Here is a 19,014-nt window from a genome sequence, read left to right as displayed (position 1 = left end):
GTTCGGTTTTGTATCTGGCTGGGGATGTTTTCCCAGACTGTTCTTCCCTGTTGACAGGTTTGTTCGGATGTACAATTGTACGTTCGTGCAGATTGGAGGGGCGGCGATTGGATTTTTCACATTTTCTCAGCAGTCATCTCCTGAGCCGGGAGGCCGGGGGCAAGCAGCTCTACCGTGAGATGACCGACCAGGCGATTCATGCCGAAACCTGTGGCTATCGCGGTGTCGCAATCCCGGAACATCATCTGATCAACATTTTGCTGGTCCCTTCACCGCTGCAGCTCGCGGTCAGAATCGCGTCTGTGACCAGGGAGCTCGAAATTGCGACCTCGATCTGTCAGCTGCCGATCAGAGATATGCGTGTCTTCGCCGGTGAGGTCGTGCAGGCCCAGGCGCTTTGTGACGGGCGGCTGGTGCTTGGGGTCGGCAAGGGGGCATTCGGCTTTGAAACCGGCCGGATCGGCGTTCCGATGGAGGACACCAGGGCCATTTTCGAAGAAAGCCTTGCCGTTCTCGAGGCACTTCTGACACGCGAAGAAGTCGCCTGGGAGGGCGCGCGCTATCGCTTTGACGCGCTTACAGTAATGCCGCGCCCCGAAGATCCGGTCCCGCTCGCGCTGGCGATCATGGCGCCGCCGGGGATCGAAGCGGCTGCAGCCGCAGGCTATTCTGTTCAGACCACACCGCTGGGGGCCAGCCACGAAATCCTGCGCAGTCAGGTGGATGCATTCCACTCCGGCCGCGCCCGGGCAGGCCGACCGGATCGTCAGCGGCTTTCGCTGCAACGCACATTATGGCTTGCGTGTGATGAGGCAGAGGCGGAGCAGATGACCGCCCGGGCGCATCACTATTACCAGAGCTTTGACAATGTGTTTGGCGGACCGGGCCTGGTGGATCATGGCATGATCCGCCCGCTGCCACGGCGTCAGACGGTTGAGGAGTTACGCCAGAACGTGCTCATCTGTACGCGGGCCGAGATGATCGACAGGCTGGCAGGCTATGCTGAACTTGGGATTGATGAGGTGATCGCCTCGTCGAATTTCGGCCAGCCCCAGGAGGCCACGCTGGAGATGATGAGCCGCTTTGCGGCAGAGGTCATGCCCGCCATCCGGCCCATGCGCGAAAAAGTTGCATAAGTGAAAACAAGGACCAGAAAATGCCAATGATCCGTATCGAAATGTTCGAAGGTCGCACTGTCGAACAAAAGCGTGCCTGTGCGAAAGCCCTCACCCAGGCCTTTGTCGAAACCTGCGGTGGCACGCCGGAAGCGCTTCAGATCGTCTTTACAGATGTTGCGAAACACGACTGGGCTTTTGGCGGGCGGCTCGGGTCCGACCCGAAACCGGAGTGAGCCATGGCTGCGATCGATTGCGCTTATTCGGTGGCGGGCGAGGGCCCGCCGCTTTTCCTCATCCACGGGATCGGTGCGCGCCGTGCCACCTTTGCCCGGCTGGTCGAAGGGCTGCAAGACCGCTTCACCTGTATCAGCTATGATTTGCGGGGCCATGGTGAAAGCCCGCAGCCAGCCGGTCGCTTTGGCCTTGATGACCTTGTCGATGATCTCGAGGCGTTGCGGGCAAAGCTTGGCATCGAGCGCGCCCATTTCGCCGGCCATTCGCTGGGCGGGATGATCGGCCCGGCCTATGCGCGGCGTTACCCTGATCGCGTGCGCTCGCTGGGCCTCTGGTCGACCGCCGCTTTCCGCAGCGAGGAAGACAGCGCGAAGGTCAGGGCGGTGGTGCAGGCGATGCGCGAAAAGGGCATCGGCCCGGTGCTGGATACGCTGACCGCGCGCTGGTTCACCGATGCTTTCGTGGCCGCCCGCCCGGATGTGATCGCCTGGCGCAAGCAGCAGGTGATCGATACCCCGGCGGAGGTCTTTCTGAATGTGTTTGATATTTATGCGGAAACCGAAATGGCGCCCTGGCTGCATAAAATTCATACATCTGCCCAGGTTCTGACCGGCGCGCTTGACGGCGGCTGTAATCCTCGTCTCAATGGGCTGATCGCCGGGGCAATGCCCGGGGCGGAACTGGTGATCCTTCCGGAGTTGAAACATGCGATTTTCATCGAGGCGACCGAACAGGTGCTGCCGCATGTGCGCCGGTTCCTCCTTGCCCGGGAGCAGGCGGAGTAACAACAAAAGGGGCAACCGGACCTGATGAGCATCGCGACCACTGCCCCCCCCGCCAGCATTACAGCCAGAGCCGAGGCAATCCGGGTCGAGGATCTGCATAAGAGCTTCGGCCCGCATGAGGTGCTCAAGGGGGTCTCGATCTCGGCAAAAGAGGGCGATGTGGTCACGCTGATCGGTGGTTCCGGCTCGGGGAAATCCACGCTTTTGCGCTGCGTGAACTTTCTTGAGACGCCCTCATCGGGGCGGATTCTGATCGGCGGGGAAGAGGTGCGGTGCCGCGGCGACGGCACCCCTGCCGACCGCCACCAGATCGAGCGGATCCGCCAAAGTCTTGGCATGGTGTTCCAGCAGTTCAATCTCTGGACCCATAAGACGGTGCTGGAAAATCTGATCGAAGTGCCGGTCCATGTGCTGAAAAAGCCAAAAGACGAGGCCATTGCGACCGCCCGTAAACTGCTGGACAGGGTTGGCCTTTCGGCCAAGGAAAATGCCTATCCGGCCTTTCTCTCGGGCGGTCAGCAGCAACGCGCCGCCATCGCGCGCGCGCTGTGCATGGAGCCGCGCGCCATGTTGTTTGACGAGCCGACCTCGGCGCTTGACCCGGAACTGGTCGGTGAGGTTCTCGCCGTCATCCGCAGCCTGGCAGATGAAGGGCGCACCATGCTGCTGGTCACGCATGAGATGAAATTCGCCCGCGAAGTATCAGACCATATTGTCTATCTTTATAACGGGTTGATCGAGGAGGAAGGGCCGCCTGACCAGCTCTTCGGTGCTCCGCAATCGGCCCGGCTTAAACAGTTTCTTAAATCGGTCTCATAAGAAGACCAGTCAACAAAACAGGGAGATGACTATGAAAAGAATCGCACTCGCCGCCGCTTTTGCCATCGGCTTTACCGGTATGGCCGCGGCCGAGACCGTTCGCGTCGGCATGGCGCCTGAACCCTATCCGCCCTTTGCCAGCGTCGATGCCTCGGGGAACTGGACCGGCTGGGAAATCGAGATGATGGAGGCGGTCTGCAAGGCGGCAGCGCTTGACTGTGTCATCACCCCCACCGCCTGGGACGGCATTATCCCCGCTTTGACCGCAGGTCAGATTGATGCGATTATGAATTCGATGTCGATCAATGATGAACGTCTGAAAGTTATTGATTTTTCGAATAAATACTACAACACACCCTCGATGATCGTCGCCGCGAAAGGCGCGGGCATCACGCCGGATCCGGCCGGATTGACGGGTAAGATCCTCGGCGTTCAGGTTGCGACCATCCATCAGGCCTATGCCGAGAAGCATTTCGCAGGCGTGGCCTCCGAGATCAAAGCCTATCAGACCCAGGACGAGGCGAACCAGGACCTGGTCGCGGGCCGCGTCGATGCGATCCAGGCGGATTCGACCGCCCTTGATGCCTTCCTCGCCTCGCCCGATGGTCAGGCCTGCTGTGAATCGATGGGCGCTGTGGCCGATGATCCGGCGGTGCTGGGGCTTGGCGTCGGCGTCGGGATCCGCAAGGGCGATGAAAAGCTGAAAGAAGCCTTTAACAAGGGCATCGCGGCGGTTCGGGCCGATGGCAGCTATGACACCATCACCGCGAAATATTTCACCTCGTCGATCTATGGCGAATAAGCGCTGATCGCCGGAGCGATACGCCGTGGAAAGCACACTCGGCCTTTTGGCCCTCAGCCCTCCCGGATGGGGGGGCACGCTGCTGATCGCGCTCTGGGCGTCAATCCGGATCGCGGTCGGCGCCTTTGGCATCGGTCTGGTGATCGGCCTCGCAGGCGCCTATGGCAAGATCTATGGCGGGCCGGTCCTGCGCGATTGCCTCAGCGTTTACACGACCATGGTGCGGGCTTTGCCCGAGCTGATCCTGATCCTTCTGTTGTATTTCGGGCTGACCGATCTGCTGAACCGTGCCCTGATGGCGCTGGATTTCGGCCGGATCCAGATTTCCGGCGTTGTCGCCGGGATCATCGTGCTGGGCGTGGTGCAGGGCGCCTATGCGACCGAGATCCTGCGCGGCGCCATTCTTGCGGTGCCGCCCGGCCAGATCGAGGCCGCGAAAGCGATGGGGATGCCGGCGCGCAAAGTGGCCAGCCGCATCACCTTGCCGACCATGCTGGGCCTGGCGCTGCCGGGCCTTTCTAACCTCTGGTTGATCGCGACCAAGGACACGGCATTGATGGCGATTGTGGGCTTTAACGAGCTGACCCTTGCGACCCGCCAGGCGGCAAACACCACCAAGGCCTTCTTCACCTTTTTCATCGCAGCAGGGCTGATTTACCTTGTGATTACTTTGATTTCGACCTGGGGCTTCGCGCGCCTGGAACGCTGGGCACGGCGCGGCGATCCGCCTCGCCAGACAGGAGGGCGCTGATGAAGGCGCTGCTGCAACCGCATCGCATCATCATGATGCTGATCGCCGCAGGTCTCGTGCTGTGGATCTGCCTTGCCGGCCGCTGGGACTGGCTGGGAGAGCCGAAATACCAGACCCTGATCCTGCAGGGCATCTGGCGCACCATCTGGCTGATGGCGCTTTCAGTGCTGATCGGGTTCACTCTTGCGGTGCCGCTTGGCCTCGCCCAGGCCTCGGGGCCATGGTATCTGGCGGTTCCGGCCCGCGCCTTCTGTACCGTGATCCGCGGTACGCCGCTTTTGTTGCAGATCTGGCTTTTATATTACGGGCTGGGCTCGCTTTTCCCTGGTATCCCCTGGATCCGCGAAAGCGAGCTTTGGCCGGTTTTGCGCCAGGCCTGGCCCTATGCGCTGCTGGCCTTGTCGCTGTCTTACGCGGGTTATGAGGGCGAGGTGATGCGCGGGGCCTTTGCTTCGGTGCCCCGTGGCCAGATCGAGGCCGCCCGTGCCATGGGGATGCCGCGCCACAAGATCCTGACGCGGATTTCCTTCCCCCAGGCGCTGCAAAGCGTCTTGCCGACCCTCGGCGGGGAAACTGTGCTTCAGCTGAAAGCCACGCCACTGGTCGCGACGATCACGGTGCTGGAGATCTATGCCGCTTCCAGCCGGGTCCGCCAGGATCTGTTGATTACCTATGAACCGCTGTTCTTTGTCGCAGCGGTCTATCTGGCGCTGGCCGGTGTGATCGTGCTGGGCTTTGGCTGGCTGGAAAGCCGGCGTCCGCGCCGTACCGCCTGAGGGTGCGATCCGGATCAGGGCAAAAGCGCGTGGACCAGCGCCATACACCCCTTAAGCCCGTGGCGGATCCCTGCATCATCACGCCGGCGCATCCAGTCCAGCCAGAGCCCGTCCAGCGTGGCCATCAGCGTGTCGGTCAGCAAAGGCACCTGCGCCCGGCGCGCGGGATCGTCGCCTGCGACCGCCAGCAAAAGCCCCTCAAGATCGCTGCGATAATGCCCGTAAAGTTCGGATTCGGTCGCAGCAATCACCCCGGATGTCAGCGCAGCCGACCAGAGATCAATCCGGAGCCGCAGGTGACCGGCGTCAAGAAATTCTGGTGTGAAAGCTGCGTCGAGAAACCCGGCAAGCCGGGCCAGAGGCGGCGCATCTGCGCAACCGGCATTGGCGGTGCTTTCGCGCAGGCGCCCCGAAAGGCGGCGATAGGTCTCGGAGAGGACTTCGTCCATCCCACTGAAATTATATGTAATATGCCCCAGTGAGAAACCGGCTTCAGCCGCAACCTTGCGTGCGGTAAGGCCGGAATATCCGTCCCGGCGCAGCACCCGCTCGGTCGCGTCGAGGATCTCTTCGCGACGGTTGATATTCGCCTCGCTCAGTTTGCGGGGCGCCTTTGCTGCGCGGGATTTGTCTTCTGCACTCAAGACTTCGCTCGCTTAAATCACCTTATCAATGCCGGAGGGCATAGCCTTTGCGGAACCCTGAGTCAAAACCGCGCCCGGATCCCTGCGCAAAACCATCCGGGCCGGCTGTGCGGTGCTTGGCAAGGGGGCGTGAAAGTCCTATGGGGCAAAGGCAACCCGGAGGCCATCATGAAGCAGCAGACCCTGACCATGCAAGACGCCCAGAACACCGCGAAAATGCTCTCGGAAGCACTGCCCTATCTGCAGCGATATGAGGATGCGGTGGTCGTCGTGAAATTCGGCGGCAATGCGATGGGCGATGACGGGGCGATGGCCGAATTCGCGCGCGATATCGTGTTGATGAAGCAGGTCGGCCTGCATCCGGTCGTGGTGCATGGCGGCGGGCCAATGATCAATGAGATGCTGTCGAAACTGGGCATCAAATCGGAATTCGTGCGCGGCAAACGGGTGACCGACAAGGCGACGGTCGAAGTGGTCGAGATGATCCTCTCGGGCCTTGTGAACAAGCGCATTGTCCAGGCGATCATGGATGCGGGCGGGCGCGCGGTCGGGATTTCCGGCAAGGATGACGATCTTATGGTCTGCGAGGCCGATGATCCTGAACTGGGCTTTGTCGGCCGCCCGGTCGAGATGAATGTTCAGGTGCTGCGCGACCTTTACCTCGCCGGGATCATCCCTGTGGTGGCGCCGGTGGCGACCGGCATGAATGACAATGAGACCTTCAACGTGAATGGCGACACCGCGGCCGGTGCAATTGCCGGCGCGCTGCAGGCCGACCGGCTGCTTCTTCTGACCGATGTGGCCGGGGTGAAAGGGGCGGATGGCGAGGTCATGACCTCGCTTTCCCCGCAAGAGATCCGCCAGCTGACCAGCGACGGCGTGATCGCAGGCGGCATGATCCCGAAAACCGAGACCGCGCTGAAGGCGATCGAAGAAGGGGTGCGGGCGGTGACCATCCTCGATGGCCGCATTCCGAATGCGGCGCTCCTGGAACTCTTTACCGATCACGGGGCAGGCAGCCAGATCCGCTCGACCGAACCCCGGGTGAAACCGCGCGTGAAACGCGGCTGAGCGGTCGCTTCTGACAAAGCGCGGAAGCTTCCGGCGGGCGTATTTAAGTCAGGAGGAAGCCAGTTTCTTCCTGACTTAAATACCCCGGGGGCGGGGGCTGGCCCCGCCTGCGAGAGGTCTGGCATGGCAGTGGCGCCGCTGAACAATCCTGAGGAGCTGGAAGCGCTGCTCGCGCCGCATTTCCTGACGCTGCTCGGAGGGTTCAGCCCTGATCCGCAGGAAGCGGGGTTTCCCAAAGGGACAAAGACGCTGTTGCTCCTCGGGCCGAAGGAGCCGGGGTTTTGGCCGCATCTCACCTCACAGCCGGAATGGGACGGGCGGCCCGATCCGGTGGATCGCTGGTCGCGCCGGGTGATCGGGCGCCTGGCCTGTGCCATTGGCGCGAAAGCGCTGTTTCCCTTCGGTGGGCCTCCCTGGCATCCGTTCTATGCCTGGGCCTTGCGGTCGGGGCGGGTTTGGGACAGTCCGGTCCGGCTGCTTGTCCATCAGGACCAGGGTCTGATGGTCAGTTTCCGCGGCGCGCTGGCGCTGAAACAGCGGCTGGAACTCAGCCCGGGTGTAAAGCCCTGCGAGGATTGTCCCGCCCCTTGCCTGATAGCCTGCCCGGCCGGAGCGCTCGGGGGCCAGGGCTATGACGTTCCCGCCTGCCACGCCTTTCTGGATCAGCCTGCCGGCGCCGATTGTCTCAGTTCCGGCTGCATCACGCGACGCGCTTGCCCGGTGTCCTCTCGCTATGCAAGACTGGCGGAACATTCAGCCTATCATATGAGACAGTTCCACACATGAAGCGCCTGATCCTGATCCGCCACGCAAAATCCAGCTGGGACGAACCGACCATGGCGGATCACGACCGCCCTCTCAATGATCGCGGCAAAGTGGCGGCAACGGATCTCGGACAATGGCTTGCCTCGCGCGGCTATGTTCCGGGGCAGGTGCTCTGTTCAGACGCGCTGCGCACCTGGGAGACCTGGTCGGGCCTTGCCAGAGAACTGCCCGAAGGACCGCAGCTGGAGCTGAAACCGGCGCTTTATCACGCGGGTCCGGATGTGATGCTGACCGTGCTGCGCAAGGCGCAGACTGACTGTGTCATGATGCTGGGACATAACCCCGGCATTGCCGAATTCGCCCATCGCCTGGTGTCGAAAACGCCGATTTCCTCGCAATTCACCCGCTATCCGACCGGCGCCACCCTTGTGGTTGATTTCGACGCAGCCAGCTGGGGCGAGGTCGGCTTTGGCCAGGGTATCACGGTCGATTTCATCGTGCCGCGCGAAATCGGGGCCTGACGGCATATCCGTGACCGCCGGGGGCTTGCATGCGGGCGGGCCGGCGGGCAGGGTCGTCACAGATTTCTGACCAGGACGGAGAGAGCCATGGAACGGCGCGATGCAGGCAAAAGCGGGCTGAGCTTCATGCCGCTGGTTTTTGGCGGCAATGTCTTTGGCTGGACCATCGACGAGGCGCAATCCTTCCGGGTGCTCGATGCCTTTGTCGATCATGGCTTTGACGCCATCGACACGGCGGATGTCTATTCCTCATGGAAGCCCGGCAATAAGGGTGGCGAATCAGAGACGATCATCGGCGCCTGGCTGAAAGCACGGCCCGGAATGCGGCAGCGGGTGAAGATCTTTACCAAGGTGGGTTCCGATCTGGGGCAGCCGGGGCAGAAAGGGCTTTCTTCGGGCTGGATCGCCGAGGCGGCCGAAAACTCGCTCAGGCGGCTCGGGGTCGAGAGCATCGATCTTTATTTCTCGCATTGGCCCGATGCAGAGGCGCGTCATGAAGATACGCTTGGCGCCTATGACAGGCTGCTGAAGGCGGGCAAGATCAAAGCCATCGGCGCCTCGAATTACGATGCGGCCTTGCTGGGCGCGGCGCTGAAGGCGGCGGGAAGTTCGCTGCCGCGCTATCAGGTGATCCAGCCGGAATATAATCTCTATGACCGGGGCGAATTCGAAGGCCCGCTGCGCGATCTTTGCCTGGCCGAAGGCATTGGGGTCGTGACCTATTTCAGTCTCGCCTCCGGGTTCCTGTCGGGCAAGTACCGCTCGAAAGCCGATCTCGACAAATCGGCGCGGGGTGATGCGGTCGAGAAATATCTTGACGCAAAGGGGCTGCGGATCCTTGAGGTGCTGGATGACGTGGCATCTGCCCGTAGCGCGAAACCGGCCGAAGTGGCGCTGGCCTGGGTCATGGCGCAGCCCGGCATCACCGCGCCGATTGCCTCGGCCACCTCGGTTGATCAGGTGGCAAGTTTCGCCCGCGCGGCTGATCTCAGCCTCTCGTCTGACGAGCTTGCTGCGCTGACCGCAGCCGGCGACTGACGGCAGCACAACCCGCCTGTACTTGACTCTCGCCCCCGCTTTGCTTAATCGCGGGGGTAATTCCCCGGAGGCAAAAGCTTCCGGTCCCTTGGGCATTGCCCGGGATCGCCATCCGTCAGCGCGTTTGCGCCCACGGGTGCGAAACCGCTTTGTCCCATCCCGGTCGCCGCCCCATATCGGGGAAAATCTGTCACGCGAGGAGCCGCGCATGTTTGAGAGCCTTTCAGAACGCCTTGGCGGCGTCTTTGATCGCCTGACGAAACAGGGCGCGCTGACTGAGGACGATGTCATCTCGGCGATGCGCGAGGTGCGGATCGCGCTGCTCGAGGCGGATGTCTCGCTGCCGGTTGCCCGCGACTTCATCAAGCGGGTGCAGGAAAAGGCCACGGGGTCGGCGGTCACCAAGTCGATTACCCCCGGCCAGATGGTCGTCAAATTCGTGCATGACGAACTGGTGCGGACGCTCCAGGGCGATGGACCGGCGGATGCGCTGAAGATCGACAATTCGCCCGCAACCATCCTGATGGTCGGTCTGCAGGGCTCGGGGAAAACCACGACCACCGCGAAGCTGGCGAAACGTCTGAAAGACCGCAATGGCAAGCGCGTGCTGCTGGCGTCTCTGGATACGCAGCGCCCGGCCGCTATGGAACAGCTGGCAATTCTCGGCACTCAGATCGGCGTCGACAGCCTGCCGATCGTCAAGGGCGAGAGCGCGGTTCAGATCGCGAAACGTGCGAAGACGCAGGCGAGCCTTGGCGGCTATGATGTGCTTTTCCTCGATACCGCAGGCCGTCTGCATATCGACGAAGTCTTGATGGATGAGGTCCAGTCGGTCCGCGACATCGCGCAACCGCGCGAAGTGCTGCTGGTGGTTGACGGCCTGACCGGACAGGACGCGGTCAATGTTGCGACCGAGTTTGACGGCAAGGTCGGGATCTCGGGCGTTGTTCTGACCCGGATGGATGGCGACGGGCGCGGCGGCGCGGCGCTGTCGATGCGCGCCGTCACCGGCAAACCGATCCGTTTCGTCGGCCTTGGCGAGAAGATGGATGCCATCGAGACCTTTGACGCCGAGCGTGTCGCGGGCCGTATCCTTGGCATGGGCGATATTGTCGCCCTGGTGGAACGCGCGCAGGAGACCTTTGAGGCCGAACAGGCGGAGCGGATGGCGAGGCGCTTCTCCAAGGGTATGTTCAATATGAACGACCTGAAGATGCAGCTTGATCAGATGCTGAAAATGGGCGGCATGCAGGGGCTGATGGGGATGCTTCCCGGGATGGGCAAGCACCAGGCTGCTGCGGCCGAGGCCGGGCTGAACGATTCCATGCTGAAGCGTCAGATCGCGCTGATCAATTCGATGACCAAAAAGGAACGCGCCAATCCCGATATGCTCCAGGCGAGCCGCAAGAAGCGGATCGCATCGGGTGCCGGGCTTGAGGTGCAGGACCTGAACCGTCTGCTGAAACAGCATAAGCAGATGGCCGATATGATGAAGAAGATGGGCAAGGGGGGCATGATGAAAAACATGATCAAGCAATTCCTTGGCAAGGGCGGTGGCATGCCGGACCCGTCGAAAATGTCGCCCGAGCAACTGGCCGAACTGGCAAAAGGTGTGCAGCAGGGCGCGGGCGGCATGGGTGGCCTGCCGGGGCTGGGCGGCGGCTCGATCCCGGGGATGCCGCGCGGCGTGACCCTGCCGGCCGGGCTTTCGGGGATGATGCGCAAGAAATGACCGCTCTTTCGGCAAATGTTGCAAATCTGCAAGCGCCTGTTCTGGAGACAGGCGATTTGCGGCTGCGCATGCCGAAATTGTCTGATTTTGAATATCGCGCGGCTTTCTATGCCTCGGACCGTTCGGGCTGGGAGGGCGGGCCTTTGTCGCGTAACGCGGCCTGGCGTCTCTGGGCGTCTGAGGTCGGGCAATGGCCGCTGATGGGCTATGGCCCCTTCACGGTCGAAGACCGGGACAGCGGCGCCTATCTGGGCGAGGTCGGGATCTATCACCCTGCCGAATATCCGGCGCCGGAGCTTGGCTGGTTCGTGGTGCCGGAGGCCGAAGGCCGGGGCGTTGCGGCCCGGGCCGCGCGGGCAGTGCTGGACTGGCTGGCAGGGGCCACCGACTGGCCTTTCATCACCAATATCATCGATCCGGGCAATCAGCGCTCCATCGCGCTCGGGCTGCGGATCGGCGGCGTGATTGATGCGACATTGCCGGGGATCGACCCGGGTGATGTCGTGATCCGCCATGATCTGAGGGTGGCAGCATGAGCTTTCCGATCCTCACCTCGGACCGCCTGGTACTGCGCGCGCCCGAAGCCGGTGATGTGGCCCGCTTTGTCGCCTTCGCGACTTCGGCGCGGGCGCGGTTTGTCGGTGGCGCGAAGACCGCCGCTCAGGCGTTCGAAAAATTCGCCGGTATGATCGGGCAGTGGCATCTGCGCGGCTATGGCCGGTTCACCATCACCGATCGCGCCAGCGGGGCGGCGCTTGGCCATGTCGGGCCGCTGCATTTCGACCCCGCCACGCCGGTCGATCTGACCTGGTCGCTCTGGAGCGCCGAGGCCGAAGGGCAGGGCATCGCCTCAGAGGCCGCGCAGCTGGTGCAGACCTGGATGGTCGCGGATCCGCGTTTCACCAGGGCGGTGACCTCGATCCACCGCGACAACCACGCTTCAATGGCGATTGCCCGCAAGATCGGCGGCACGCCCACCGACCAGCCCTCGCCGCATATCGCTGATGCGAGCATCTGGCATTTCCCGCTGACGGCGGAGGCGACCGCATGATCCTGCTTTCCGGTGCGCCCGTGCTGAACACCCTGCGCCTGACACTTCGCGCGCCTGAAGAGCGCGATCTGCCGGGCTTCATCGCCTATATGGCAAGCCCCCGTGCGGTATTCACCGGCGGCCCGGCCACGGCTTCGGGTGCGTTCCAGACATTCGCGACCGTGATCGGCCATTGGGTTCTGCGCGGCTATGGGCTGTTTGCCGTGACGCTTACGGAAACCGGTGAGGCGATCGGCCTTGCCGGCCATCTGAACCCGCCCGCCTGGCCCGAGCCGGAACTGGCCTGGAATCTCTGGGATCCGGCGCATGAGGGTTATGGCTATGCCAGCGAAGCAGCCTTCGCCATTCGTGACCACGCTTTCGGCGCGCTTGGCTGGAACACGGCGATCAGCATGATCGCGCGCGACAATCACCGCTCGATGGCCCTGGCCCGCCGCCTTGGCGCGGCTCCCGAGCGGGATGACGAGATTTTTGGCAAGCCGATGACGATCTGGCGGCACCCGCGCGCGCCGCAACCGGAGAAACAAGATGAGTGATCCCGTCGCCCGCGCCGCTGAGCTGCTGAAAGAACATCGCGAGTCGATTGACCGGCTGGACGCGATTCTCGTTTATACGCTGGCCGAAAGGTTCAAGCATACGCAATCGGTTGGCCGGCTGAAGGCCGCGCATGACCTTCCCCCATCCGACCCCGCCCGCGAGGCGCGTCAGATCGAACGTCTGGAAAAGCTGGCCGATGAGGCCCGTCTCGACCCGGAATTCGCCAAGAAATTCCTGACCTTCATCATATCCGAAGTCATCAGGCATCACGAGAAACTGCAAAAATAAGCGGGTTTGACCCCCGCGAAACAGACATCTGAAGGAGATACCCATGTCTATGAAAATCCGTCTCGCCCGTGGCGGCTCGAAAAAACGCCCGTTCTACGCAATCGTTGCGACCGATTCGCGCATGCCGCGCGACGGCCGCTTCATCGAGAAGCTGGGCACCTACAACCCGCTGCTGGCAAAAGACAACGAGGCCCGCGTCGTGCTGAATGTCGAGCGTATCCAGTACTGGCTGAGCCAGGGCGCCCAGGCGACCGACCGCGTGGCCCGCTTCCTGGAATCGGCTGGCCTGAAAGAGAAAGCCGTCCGTTCGAACCCGAAATCGGCCGTCCCGGGCAAAGCAATGGCCGAGCGCGCTGCCAAGAAAGCCGCCCGTTCGGAAGCTCCGGCTGCTGCCGAAGCGTGATCATACTACGGATGGCCCTTTCACCGGGGCCATCCGTTCCAGGACTGGAGCGGGCTATGTCTGACGACCGGATTTGTGTCGGTTCCATCGCGGGTGCCTGGGGGGTCCGGGGCGAGGTGCGGCTGAAAAGCTTTTGCGCTGAGCCGACCGATATTGCCTCCTACGGCCCGCTTTTCACCAAAGACGGCAATCGCAGCTTTGCGGTGACCCTGACCAGGCCGGTCGCAGGGGCCATCGGGGCGCGGCTGTCTGGCATCTCGACCAAGGAAGAGGCCGATGCCCTGCGCGGGACCGAGCTTTATGTCGCGCGTGACCGTTTGCCGGGCCTCCCGGATGATGAATTCTATCACACCGATCTGATCGGGCTTGCGGTGAAAGACACCGGCGGCGCGAGTCTCGGGACGGTGATCGCGGTCCATAATCACGGGGCGGGGGATCTGATCGAGATCCGGCTCACCGAGAAAGCCGCGCCGCTGCTTCTCCCCTTCACACAGGCAACCGTGCCGACGGTTGATCTTGCACGCGGAGTGCTGATCGTCGATCTGCCGGAAGGTCTGGACTGACGCCGGATCTGACTGCCGGCCAGCAGGTCTGTTATGCGCGGCAGAATGTGGCGGTCACCGAGCCCCGCCTTTTGTTCCCTGTCTTTTGTGAACCATGCCAACGCCACAGGCGTTAAGGCATTTTCTGACCTGCCACAGCTTCCGCCGTGGTTCCGGAAACGTGGCGGCCAGTGCGCCTTTGTTATTACCTTCTCCGGCAGAAACTTTTTTCAAACCTCCCGGATTTTCCAGGGCCCGCCACGGCGCGGCCTTGTTTTTGCCTTGGCTGGTCTCTCTCGTTGAAATCGTCCGCTGCGGGTCGTGATCTGCAGGGCCGGCTCATGCCTCGTCAGCGGCAGGGTCGTGATGGAAACAGGGCGGATCGCAATCCGCATCGGCGAAAGGGACGCGTCGTGACGCATCGGAAGCGGCTGATACAGGCGACAACTGTTCTCCTTTACATGGGGCCGCTGCTGGCCGGACTGGCCGGTCTCGGGGCGGCCTATCTGCCGCCCTTCGTGGCCTTCTTCATGCTCTGGCTGCTGATGCTCCGACCGCATCAATGGCCGCAACGCTTTGGCGAGTGGCTGACCCTCGGGGCGGGGCTGGCGGCGCTGACGCTCCTGTGTTCGCAGATCCTTTTCGTGGCCTTACTGTTCGGGGTCGGGCGTGGCATCGGTGGCGTGCTTGGCTTTGTGCCGCTGTTCAACCCTTTGCTGCCCGTGGCGCTGTCGCTTGTGGCACTGCCGCTGCTGCGGTTGGCTTGGGGGCCAGAACTGGCACTGGTGACTGGCAAAACCATCGATCAGCTGCTCTGGACCGATCAGGCAGATGCCGGGCCACCGCGCCCGGTTCCGGCTTCGGCCGAGGCTGCGCTCTCTGACCTGTTTGCCCTGGCCGAGGATGGCGAAACCGAGGTCGGGGTCATGCTGGAACAGCTCGAACATTTCCTCGATACCGGTGATATCTGGTCGCGGCTTGCGGCACTTACGGCGGCACTGAATGACGGCCCCGCGAACCAGCATCTGGCCCTCAGAACGGCGGTCATCCTGAAAGCGACAGAGCCTTTCCCGGATGCGAATTATACGGTGCCGGGTAAGATGCGGATGGCCTTTGCCGCGGCCGGATGCTCGGAGGAACTTCTGTCGCTCCTGTCGTTGCGTGTCCGGGCGCTTTTGCAGAGGATCCCGGCGATGGCCCCTTACTTTCCACCGGCAGGCGTAGTCCGGGATCTCGCCGGGGGCTGCGAAGGCAGCGCTGCGGCGCGCGCTTTGCGTGACCTTGCGGCGGCACTGGCAGCGGCCGGAGCGCCAGCGCAGTCATCGGGTCAGGCAAGCGAAACGGCGCGGAGCATGCCCGCCGCCGCACGACCGGTCACCCCTGGCTTTGTACAGACGGTTGTCGGTGCCCGGCAGGCCTGAAACGCAGGATCCCCTGCGCGAAGACCTTGTCTCGGTTGAAGCGGGCAGATCGGAACGCCGCTCCGCCCTGGTGATTTCACCCAGGACCCTTTCGTGACGACAGGTTTCGCGCTAGAGCGGGGCCATGAGCGAAGAACCCGGTAAACAGCAAGCGACTGGCGGAGGACCTGAGGGTCCGGGGAACGGGCCTGCCCCCGACCGCAGCCATGGCAAACTGAAGATCAGCGCTTCCCTGAAGCCGCGTGATCTGATGCAGGAGCCGCGTATTCTGCACGGGGCGTTCGAAACCCGGATCGTCACCCTGTTCCCCGACGCTTTCCCCGGCACGCTCGGTCTCTCGCTGACCGGCAAAGCGCTGGAGATGGGGCGCTGGCGACTGCAAACCTTTGATCTGCGCCAGTTTGGCGAAGGCAGGCATCGCAATGTCGATGATACACCGGCGGGAGGTGGCGCGGGGATGGTGCTGCGGGCGGATGTGACGCATCGTGCGCTGTCTGCAGCGATGGATGGCGTGCGCGCCAGTCGTGCCACCTGGCCACTGATCTATCTCTCGCCACGCGGCCGGCCGTTCGATCAGTCAATGGCGCGCCGGTTTGCGGCGGGCGAGGGGATGACGCTGCTTTGTGGCCGCTTCGAAGGGGTCGATCAGCGTCTGCTGGACCATTGGCAGATCGAGGAGGTCAGCCTCGGCGATTTCGTAATGACCGGGGGCGAGATTGCGGCCCAGGCGGTGCTGGATGCGACACTGCGGCTTCTGCCCGGCGTGCTGGGCAATGCAGAATCGGCCGTGGAGGAGAGTTTCTCCGACGGGCTGTTGGAGCATCCGCAATATACCAGACCGGCAGAGTGGGAAGGCCGGGTCATCCCGCCGGTTCTGATGTCGGGCAATCACCGTGAAATCGCCAAATGGCGCCAGGCGCAATCTGAGGAAATCACTGCGGCGCGGCGGCCCGATCTCTGGGATGCGTTTCGCGCGCGGAAGGGGCGGTAAGGGGGCCAGCCCCCTCGCGCGTGCCGCGCTCACCCCCGGGATATTTAAAGACAGATGAAATGCGGAGAAGGGTTTTCATCTGTCTCTAAATATCCCCGCCGGAGGCATTCCCGGCAGGATGCCGGGAAACGGTCTTCTCTCTGTGAGACGCTTGACCGGACCAGTGTCCGGCCCTATAGCCAGCGGGTCCGGGGTGAAAGCCTGTCGGACCCGATTCCTTATGTCTGATCGAACCGTCTTCTTCGGCGGGGGCAGGCAGGGCGCGGTACGCTGAAAAGCAAAGTAAACCGAACCGATCTCCGGCGGGCCGGTCGCGCAACGCGCGATGCAGGGACCCGAAAGAAGACCAGGAGCTCTCGGCCAGGATCACCTCTGCGGGCAAAAACCGCAGGCATATGGAGAAATGCGATGAACCTGATCGCTCAGATCGAGGCGGAGCAGATTGCCGCCCTCGATAAAAAGATCCCTGATTTCAAGGCCGGCGATACCATTCGCGTCGGCTATAAAGTGACCGAAGGCACCCGTTCGCGCGTGCAGGCCTATGAAGGCGTCTGCATCGCCCGCAAAGGCGGCGCGACCCTCGCGGCCTCGTTCACCGTCCGCAAGATTTCCTTCGGGGAAGGTGTGGAACGTGTGTTCCCGCTTTACTCGACCAATATCGATTCGATCGATGTGGTCCGCCGCGGTAAAGTCCGTCGCGCCAAGCTGTATTACCTGCGCGCACGCCGCGGCAAATCGGCCCGTATCGCCGAAGACAGCACCTATAAAGCCAAATCGGAATAAGGAGAGCCGAGATGAAAGAGGGCATTCACCCCGAATATCACTTCATCGAAGTGAAAATGACCGACGGCTCGACCTATCAGACCCGTTCGACCTGGGGCAAAGAGGGCGATACCATGTCGCTCGACATCGACCCGCTGGCGCATCCGGCCTGGACCGGCCAGTCGGCCAAGCTGATGGATACCGGCGGCCGCGTGTCGAAGTTCAAAAACAAATATGCAGGCCTTGGTTTCTGAGCCCGGATCACAGAAGAAAGGGCGCATCTCCGGATGCGCCCTTTTGCTTTTCATCGCGCTCATCGCTGCCTGGCAAGCTCAGGCGAATTAGCCGTCCTGCTATGCTGGCATCTGGTATCAGGATGGCGCAACGCGCGGCCAGTGCCTGCGCAAAGCTGTCTCTTTCCTGGTGAAGCCAGAGCAGCATTCTCTGGAAATCGTCAGGCAGGCAGTTGCGTGGGGGCGACGGGCTAGGTGATCCCGCATCATTCGCTATATGGCGTATTTGAACGCGACAGACTGATTTTCGACAGCAACCTGTTTCCAGCACTACCGCCAGGAGCCACTATACAGATACGGCTCTTGCTGATGGAAGCGGGCCATCTCTGCCCTGGCGATTCCCGACCTGGTGAGAGCGACCTGTCCTCAGCGCTTTTCCGGCCATGTGTCCCGGCCACTGGCAATTGAGCGGTCCCGATTACGCGGAAAATCGGAAAAAAGATCTTTCCCTTTTGGCGCGTCCTTGCCAATAGACAGGCTGAACAGCGCGGAGAGCCACTGCCATGGCACATATTATCGTTGTCGGAAATGAAAAGGGCGGCTCGGGGAAATCGACCACTTCGATGCATGTGGCGACGGCACTTGCGCGGATGGGGCATCGGGTGGGCGCGATGGATCTCGATCTGCGCCAGCGCAGCTTTGGCCGCTATGTCGAGAACCGCCGGGCCTTTCTTGCGAAAGCCGGGCTGGATCTGCCCTCGCCGGATTACCGCGAATTGCCCGAAGTCGATGAGCCAAGCCTCGTGGATGGGGAAAACCCGTTCGACCAGCGTCTGACGGCGGCGGTCTCGGTGCTGGACCCGGTCAAAGATTTCATCGTGATCGACTGTCCCGGCAGCCATACGAGGCTGAGCCAGGTGGCGCATTCGCTGGCCGATACGCTGATCACGCCGCTGAACGACTCTTTCGTTGATTTCGACCTTCTGGCCCGGATCGATCCGGAATCCGGTAAGGTCAAAGGACCATCGATCTATGCCGAGATGGTCTGGGGCGCGCGGCAGTTGCGGGCGCAGGCCGGGCTGAAGCCGATCGACTGGATCGTTTTGCGCAACCGTCTGGGCGCCCAGGCAATGCATAACAAGAAGAAAGTCGGTGCCGCGCTGGAGGATCTCTCCCGCCGTATCGGCTTTCGTGTGGCGCCCGGATTTTCCGAACGCGTGATCTTTCGCGAATTGTTTCCGCGAGGGCTTACGTTGCTTGACCTTAAGGATACCGGGGTCGAGCAGATGAACCTCTCCAACGTGGCCGCGCGGCAGGAACTGCGCGACCTGATCAACGCGCTCAGGCTTCCTGCTGTGACGGCTGCGTTCTGAACAGCACCGCGCGCGAGACCGACACCTGGCGCACCGCGTCGAGCCTTTGCAGCCGGGCGTCGAAAGCGGCATCGACATCGGGATCGACGGCACGTTTCGCGGTCAGGCTGCGCAGAAATTCAAGTGCCTTGGTCATGAGGGCGTTCCTTCAGTTCCCGGCCCGCTGCCGGCTTTGCGGCTGGCAATGGGCCCATTCGTTTTCCTGAGCCAGAGGATCGCCGCGAACCGGGGCAGGTTTGTGGCAGCCTCCGGTTGAAACATGGGCCTTGGCCGTGGTGTTTTGGACAGACTGTTTCCGGTTGCAAAGGAATCCTCTGATGCCCGGCGCGAGCTCCGGGCACGACTGACGCCACTGGC

Annotated in this window: 25 protein-coding genes and 1 pseudogene; 23 read left to right on the top strand and 3 right to left on the bottom strand. The window is 62.4% G+C overall.

Annotated features, from left to right (window positions below; all coding sequences use genetic code 11):
* Window positions 1-107: 107 nt before the first annotated feature.
* Genes M3484_RS17145 through M3484_RS17115 form a run of 7 tightly spaced genes read left to right on the top strand, consistent with a single transcriptional unit; the run spans window position 108 to window position 5,285 of the window.
* Window positions 108-1,136: an LLM class flavin-dependent oxidoreductase gene (locus tag M3484_RS17145; protein WP_249498447.1), complete on the top strand. Its 1,029-nt coding sequence runs from the start codon at window positions 108-110 to the stop codon at window positions 1,134-1,136.
* Complete coding sequence (locus M3484_RS17140; protein ID WP_290438708.1) at window positions 1,133-1,351, top strand: 4-oxalocrotonate tautomerase; 219 nt, start codon at window positions 1,133-1,135, stop codon at window positions 1,349-1,351. Before M3484_RS17145 ends, M3484_RS17140 begins: the two co-directional genes overlap by 4 nt.
* A gap of 3 nt (window positions 1,352-1,354) precedes the next feature.
* Complete coding sequence (locus tag M3484_RS17135; RefSeq protein WP_249498445.1) at window positions 1,355-2,137, top strand: alpha/beta fold hydrolase; 783 nt, start codon at window positions 1,355-1,357, stop codon at window positions 2,135-2,137.
* Between the two features lie 24 nt (window positions 2,138-2,161).
* The gene (locus M3484_RS17130) at window positions 2,162-2,956 is read left to right on the top strand and encodes an ABC transporter ATP-binding protein (protein WP_249498444.1); all 795 of its coding nucleotides are present in this window, start codon (window positions 2,162-2,164) and stop codon (window positions 2,954-2,956) included.
* A 31-nt stretch (window positions 2,957-2,987) separates the two neighbouring features.
* Window positions 2,988-3,758, top strand: a complete 771-nt coding sequence (locus M3484_RS17125; protein WP_249498443.1) for a transporter substrate-binding domain-containing protein — start codon at window positions 2,988-2,990, stop codon at window positions 3,756-3,758.
* 25 nt (window positions 3,759-3,783) lie between these two features.
* A complete protein-coding gene (locus M3484_RS17120) occupies window positions 3,784-4,509 on the top strand; it encodes an ABC transporter permease (RefSeq protein ID WP_249498440.1) in 726 nt (241 codons plus the stop codon).
* Window positions 4,509-5,285: an ABC transporter permease gene (locus M3484_RS17115; protein ID WP_249498434.1), complete on the top strand. Its 777-nt coding sequence runs from the start codon at window positions 4,509-4,511 to the stop codon at window positions 5,283-5,285. The genes M3484_RS17120 and M3484_RS17115 overlap by 1 nt, the downstream gene beginning before the upstream one ends.
* A 14-nt stretch (window positions 5,286-5,299) precedes the next feature.
* Here M3484_RS17115 and M3484_RS17110 read toward each other — a convergent pair whose 3' ends face one another.
* Window positions 5,300-5,929 (bottom strand): TetR/AcrR family transcriptional regulator, encoded by a 630-nt coding sequence (locus M3484_RS17110; RefSeq protein WP_249498432.1) that lies wholly within the window; start codon window positions 5,927-5,929, stop codon window positions 5,300-5,302.
* 168 nt (window positions 5,930-6,097) lie between these two features.
* On the opposite strand from M3484_RS17110, the gene argB reads away from it, so the two are divergent.
* The 15 genes and pseudogenes from argB (at window position 6,098) to rpmE (ending at window position 17,305) form a co-directional block, all read left to right on the top strand.
* A complete protein-coding gene (gene argB / locus M3484_RS17105) occupies window positions 6,098-7,000 on the top strand; it encodes an acetylglutamate kinase (protein WP_171909535.1) in 903 nt (300 codons plus the stop codon).
* A 123-nt stretch (window positions 7,001-7,123) separates the two neighbouring features.
* Complete coding sequence (locus M3484_RS17100) at window positions 7,124-7,786, top strand: hypothetical protein (protein ID WP_249498430.1); 663 nt, start codon at window positions 7,124-7,126, stop codon at window positions 7,784-7,786.
* The gene (locus M3484_RS17095; RefSeq protein WP_092899162.1) at window positions 7,783-8,286 is read left to right on the top strand and encodes a SixA phosphatase family protein; all 504 of its coding nucleotides are present in this window, start codon (window positions 7,783-7,785) and stop codon (window positions 8,284-8,286) included. The genes M3484_RS17100 and M3484_RS17095 overlap by 4 nt, the downstream gene beginning before the upstream one ends.
* Window positions 8,287-8,373: 87 nt before the next feature.
* A complete protein-coding gene (locus M3484_RS17090) occupies window positions 8,374-9,324 on the top strand; it encodes an aldo/keto reductase (protein WP_249498429.1) in 951 nt (316 codons plus the stop codon).
* 208 nt (window positions 9,325-9,532) lie between these two features.
* Window positions 9,533-11,056, top strand: coding sequence for a signal recognition particle protein (gene ffh, locus M3484_RS17085; protein WP_249498427.1), 1,524 nt, complete (start codon window positions 9,533-9,535; stop codon window positions 11,054-11,056).
* Between the two features lie 68 nt (window positions 11,057-11,124).
* A complete protein-coding gene (locus tag M3484_RS17080; protein WP_249498426.1) occupies window positions 11,125-11,592 on the top strand; it encodes a GNAT family N-acetyltransferase in 468 nt (155 codons plus the stop codon).
* On the top strand, window positions 11,589-12,107 hold the full coding sequence (locus M3484_RS17075) for a GNAT family N-acetyltransferase (RefSeq protein WP_249498425.1): 519 nt from the start codon (window positions 11,589-11,591) through the stop codon (window positions 12,105-12,107). The genes M3484_RS17080 and M3484_RS17075 overlap by 4 nt, the downstream gene beginning before the upstream one ends.
* Window positions 12,104-12,643 carry a GNAT family N-acetyltransferase gene (locus tag M3484_RS17070; RefSeq protein WP_092899154.1) on the top strand — a complete coding sequence of 180 codons (540 nt, stop codon included), beginning with the start codon at window positions 12,104-12,106 and terminating at the stop codon, window positions 12,641-12,643. The genes M3484_RS17075 and M3484_RS17070 overlap by 4 nt, the downstream gene beginning before the upstream one ends.
* Window positions 12,636-12,932, top strand: a complete 297-nt coding sequence (locus M3484_RS17065; protein ID WP_092899152.1) for a chorismate mutase — start codon at window positions 12,636-12,638, stop codon at window positions 12,930-12,932. The genes M3484_RS17070 and M3484_RS17065 overlap by 8 nt, the downstream gene beginning before the upstream one ends.
* A gap of 49 nt (window positions 12,933-12,981) precedes the next feature.
* Window positions 12,982-13,209 (top strand): annotated as a pseudogene (gene rpsP, locus M3484_RS17060) (30S ribosomal protein S16); the annotation flags it as partial.
* Window positions 13,210-13,391: 182 nt separating this feature from the next.
* Window positions 13,392-13,898 carry a ribosome maturation factor RimM gene (gene rimM, locus M3484_RS17055; RefSeq protein WP_249498424.1) on the top strand — a complete coding sequence of 169 codons (507 nt, stop codon included), beginning with the start codon at window positions 13,392-13,394 and terminating at the stop codon, window positions 13,896-13,898.
* 392 nt (window positions 13,899-14,290) lie between these two features.
* Complete coding sequence (locus tag M3484_RS17050; protein ID WP_249498423.1) at window positions 14,291-15,298, top strand: hypothetical protein; 1,008 nt, start codon at window positions 14,291-14,293, stop codon at window positions 15,296-15,298.
* 124 nt (window positions 15,299-15,422) lie between these two features.
* Window positions 15,423-16,289: a tRNA (guanosine(37)-N1)-methyltransferase TrmD gene (trmD, locus tag M3484_RS17045; RefSeq protein ID WP_249498422.1), complete on the top strand. Its 867-nt coding sequence runs from the start codon at window positions 15,423-15,425 to the stop codon at window positions 16,287-16,289.
* 408 nt (window positions 16,290-16,697) lie between these two features.
* Window positions 16,698-17,072, top strand: coding sequence for a 50S ribosomal protein L19 (gene rplS, locus M3484_RS17040; RefSeq protein WP_092899142.1), 375 nt, complete (start codon window positions 16,698-16,700; stop codon window positions 17,070-17,072).
* An 11-nt stretch (window positions 17,073-17,083) separates the two neighbouring features.
* A complete protein-coding gene (rpmE, locus tag M3484_RS17035) occupies window positions 17,084-17,305 on the top strand; it encodes a 50S ribosomal protein L31 (protein WP_092899140.1) in 222 nt (73 codons plus the stop codon).
* A 7-nt stretch (window positions 17,306-17,312) separates the two neighbouring features.
* Here the strand turns inward: rpmE and M3484_RS17030 are convergent, their stop codons facing one another.
* Window positions 17,313-17,492 (bottom strand): hypothetical protein, encoded by a 180-nt coding sequence (locus M3484_RS17030; protein ID WP_249498421.1) that lies wholly within the window; start codon window positions 17,490-17,492, stop codon window positions 17,313-17,315.
* Window positions 17,493-17,847: 355 nt separating this feature from the next.
* Here M3484_RS17030 and M3484_RS17025 point away from each other — a divergent pair, with 355 nt between their 5' ends.
* Window positions 17,848-18,657, top strand: coding sequence for a division plane positioning ATPase MipZ (locus tag M3484_RS17025; RefSeq protein WP_249498419.1), 810 nt, complete (start codon window positions 17,848-17,850; stop codon window positions 18,655-18,657).
* Here the strand turns inward: M3484_RS17025 and M3484_RS17020 are convergent.
* Window positions 18,626-18,793, bottom strand: coding sequence for a hypothetical protein (locus M3484_RS17020; protein ID WP_249498417.1), 168 nt, complete (start codon window positions 18,791-18,793; stop codon window positions 18,626-18,628). The genes M3484_RS17025 and M3484_RS17020 overlap by 32 nt on opposite strands.
* Window positions 18,794-19,014 lie beyond the last annotated feature (221 nt).

The organism is Pseudomonas sp. GX19020, from assembly GCF_023371075.1.
Lineage (GTDB): Bacteria > Pseudomonadota > Alphaproteobacteria > Rhodobacterales > Rhodobacteraceae > Pseudogemmobacter.
Note: the sequence above shows the minus strand (reverse complement) of the source record. Positions and strands in the feature narration are given on the sequence as shown.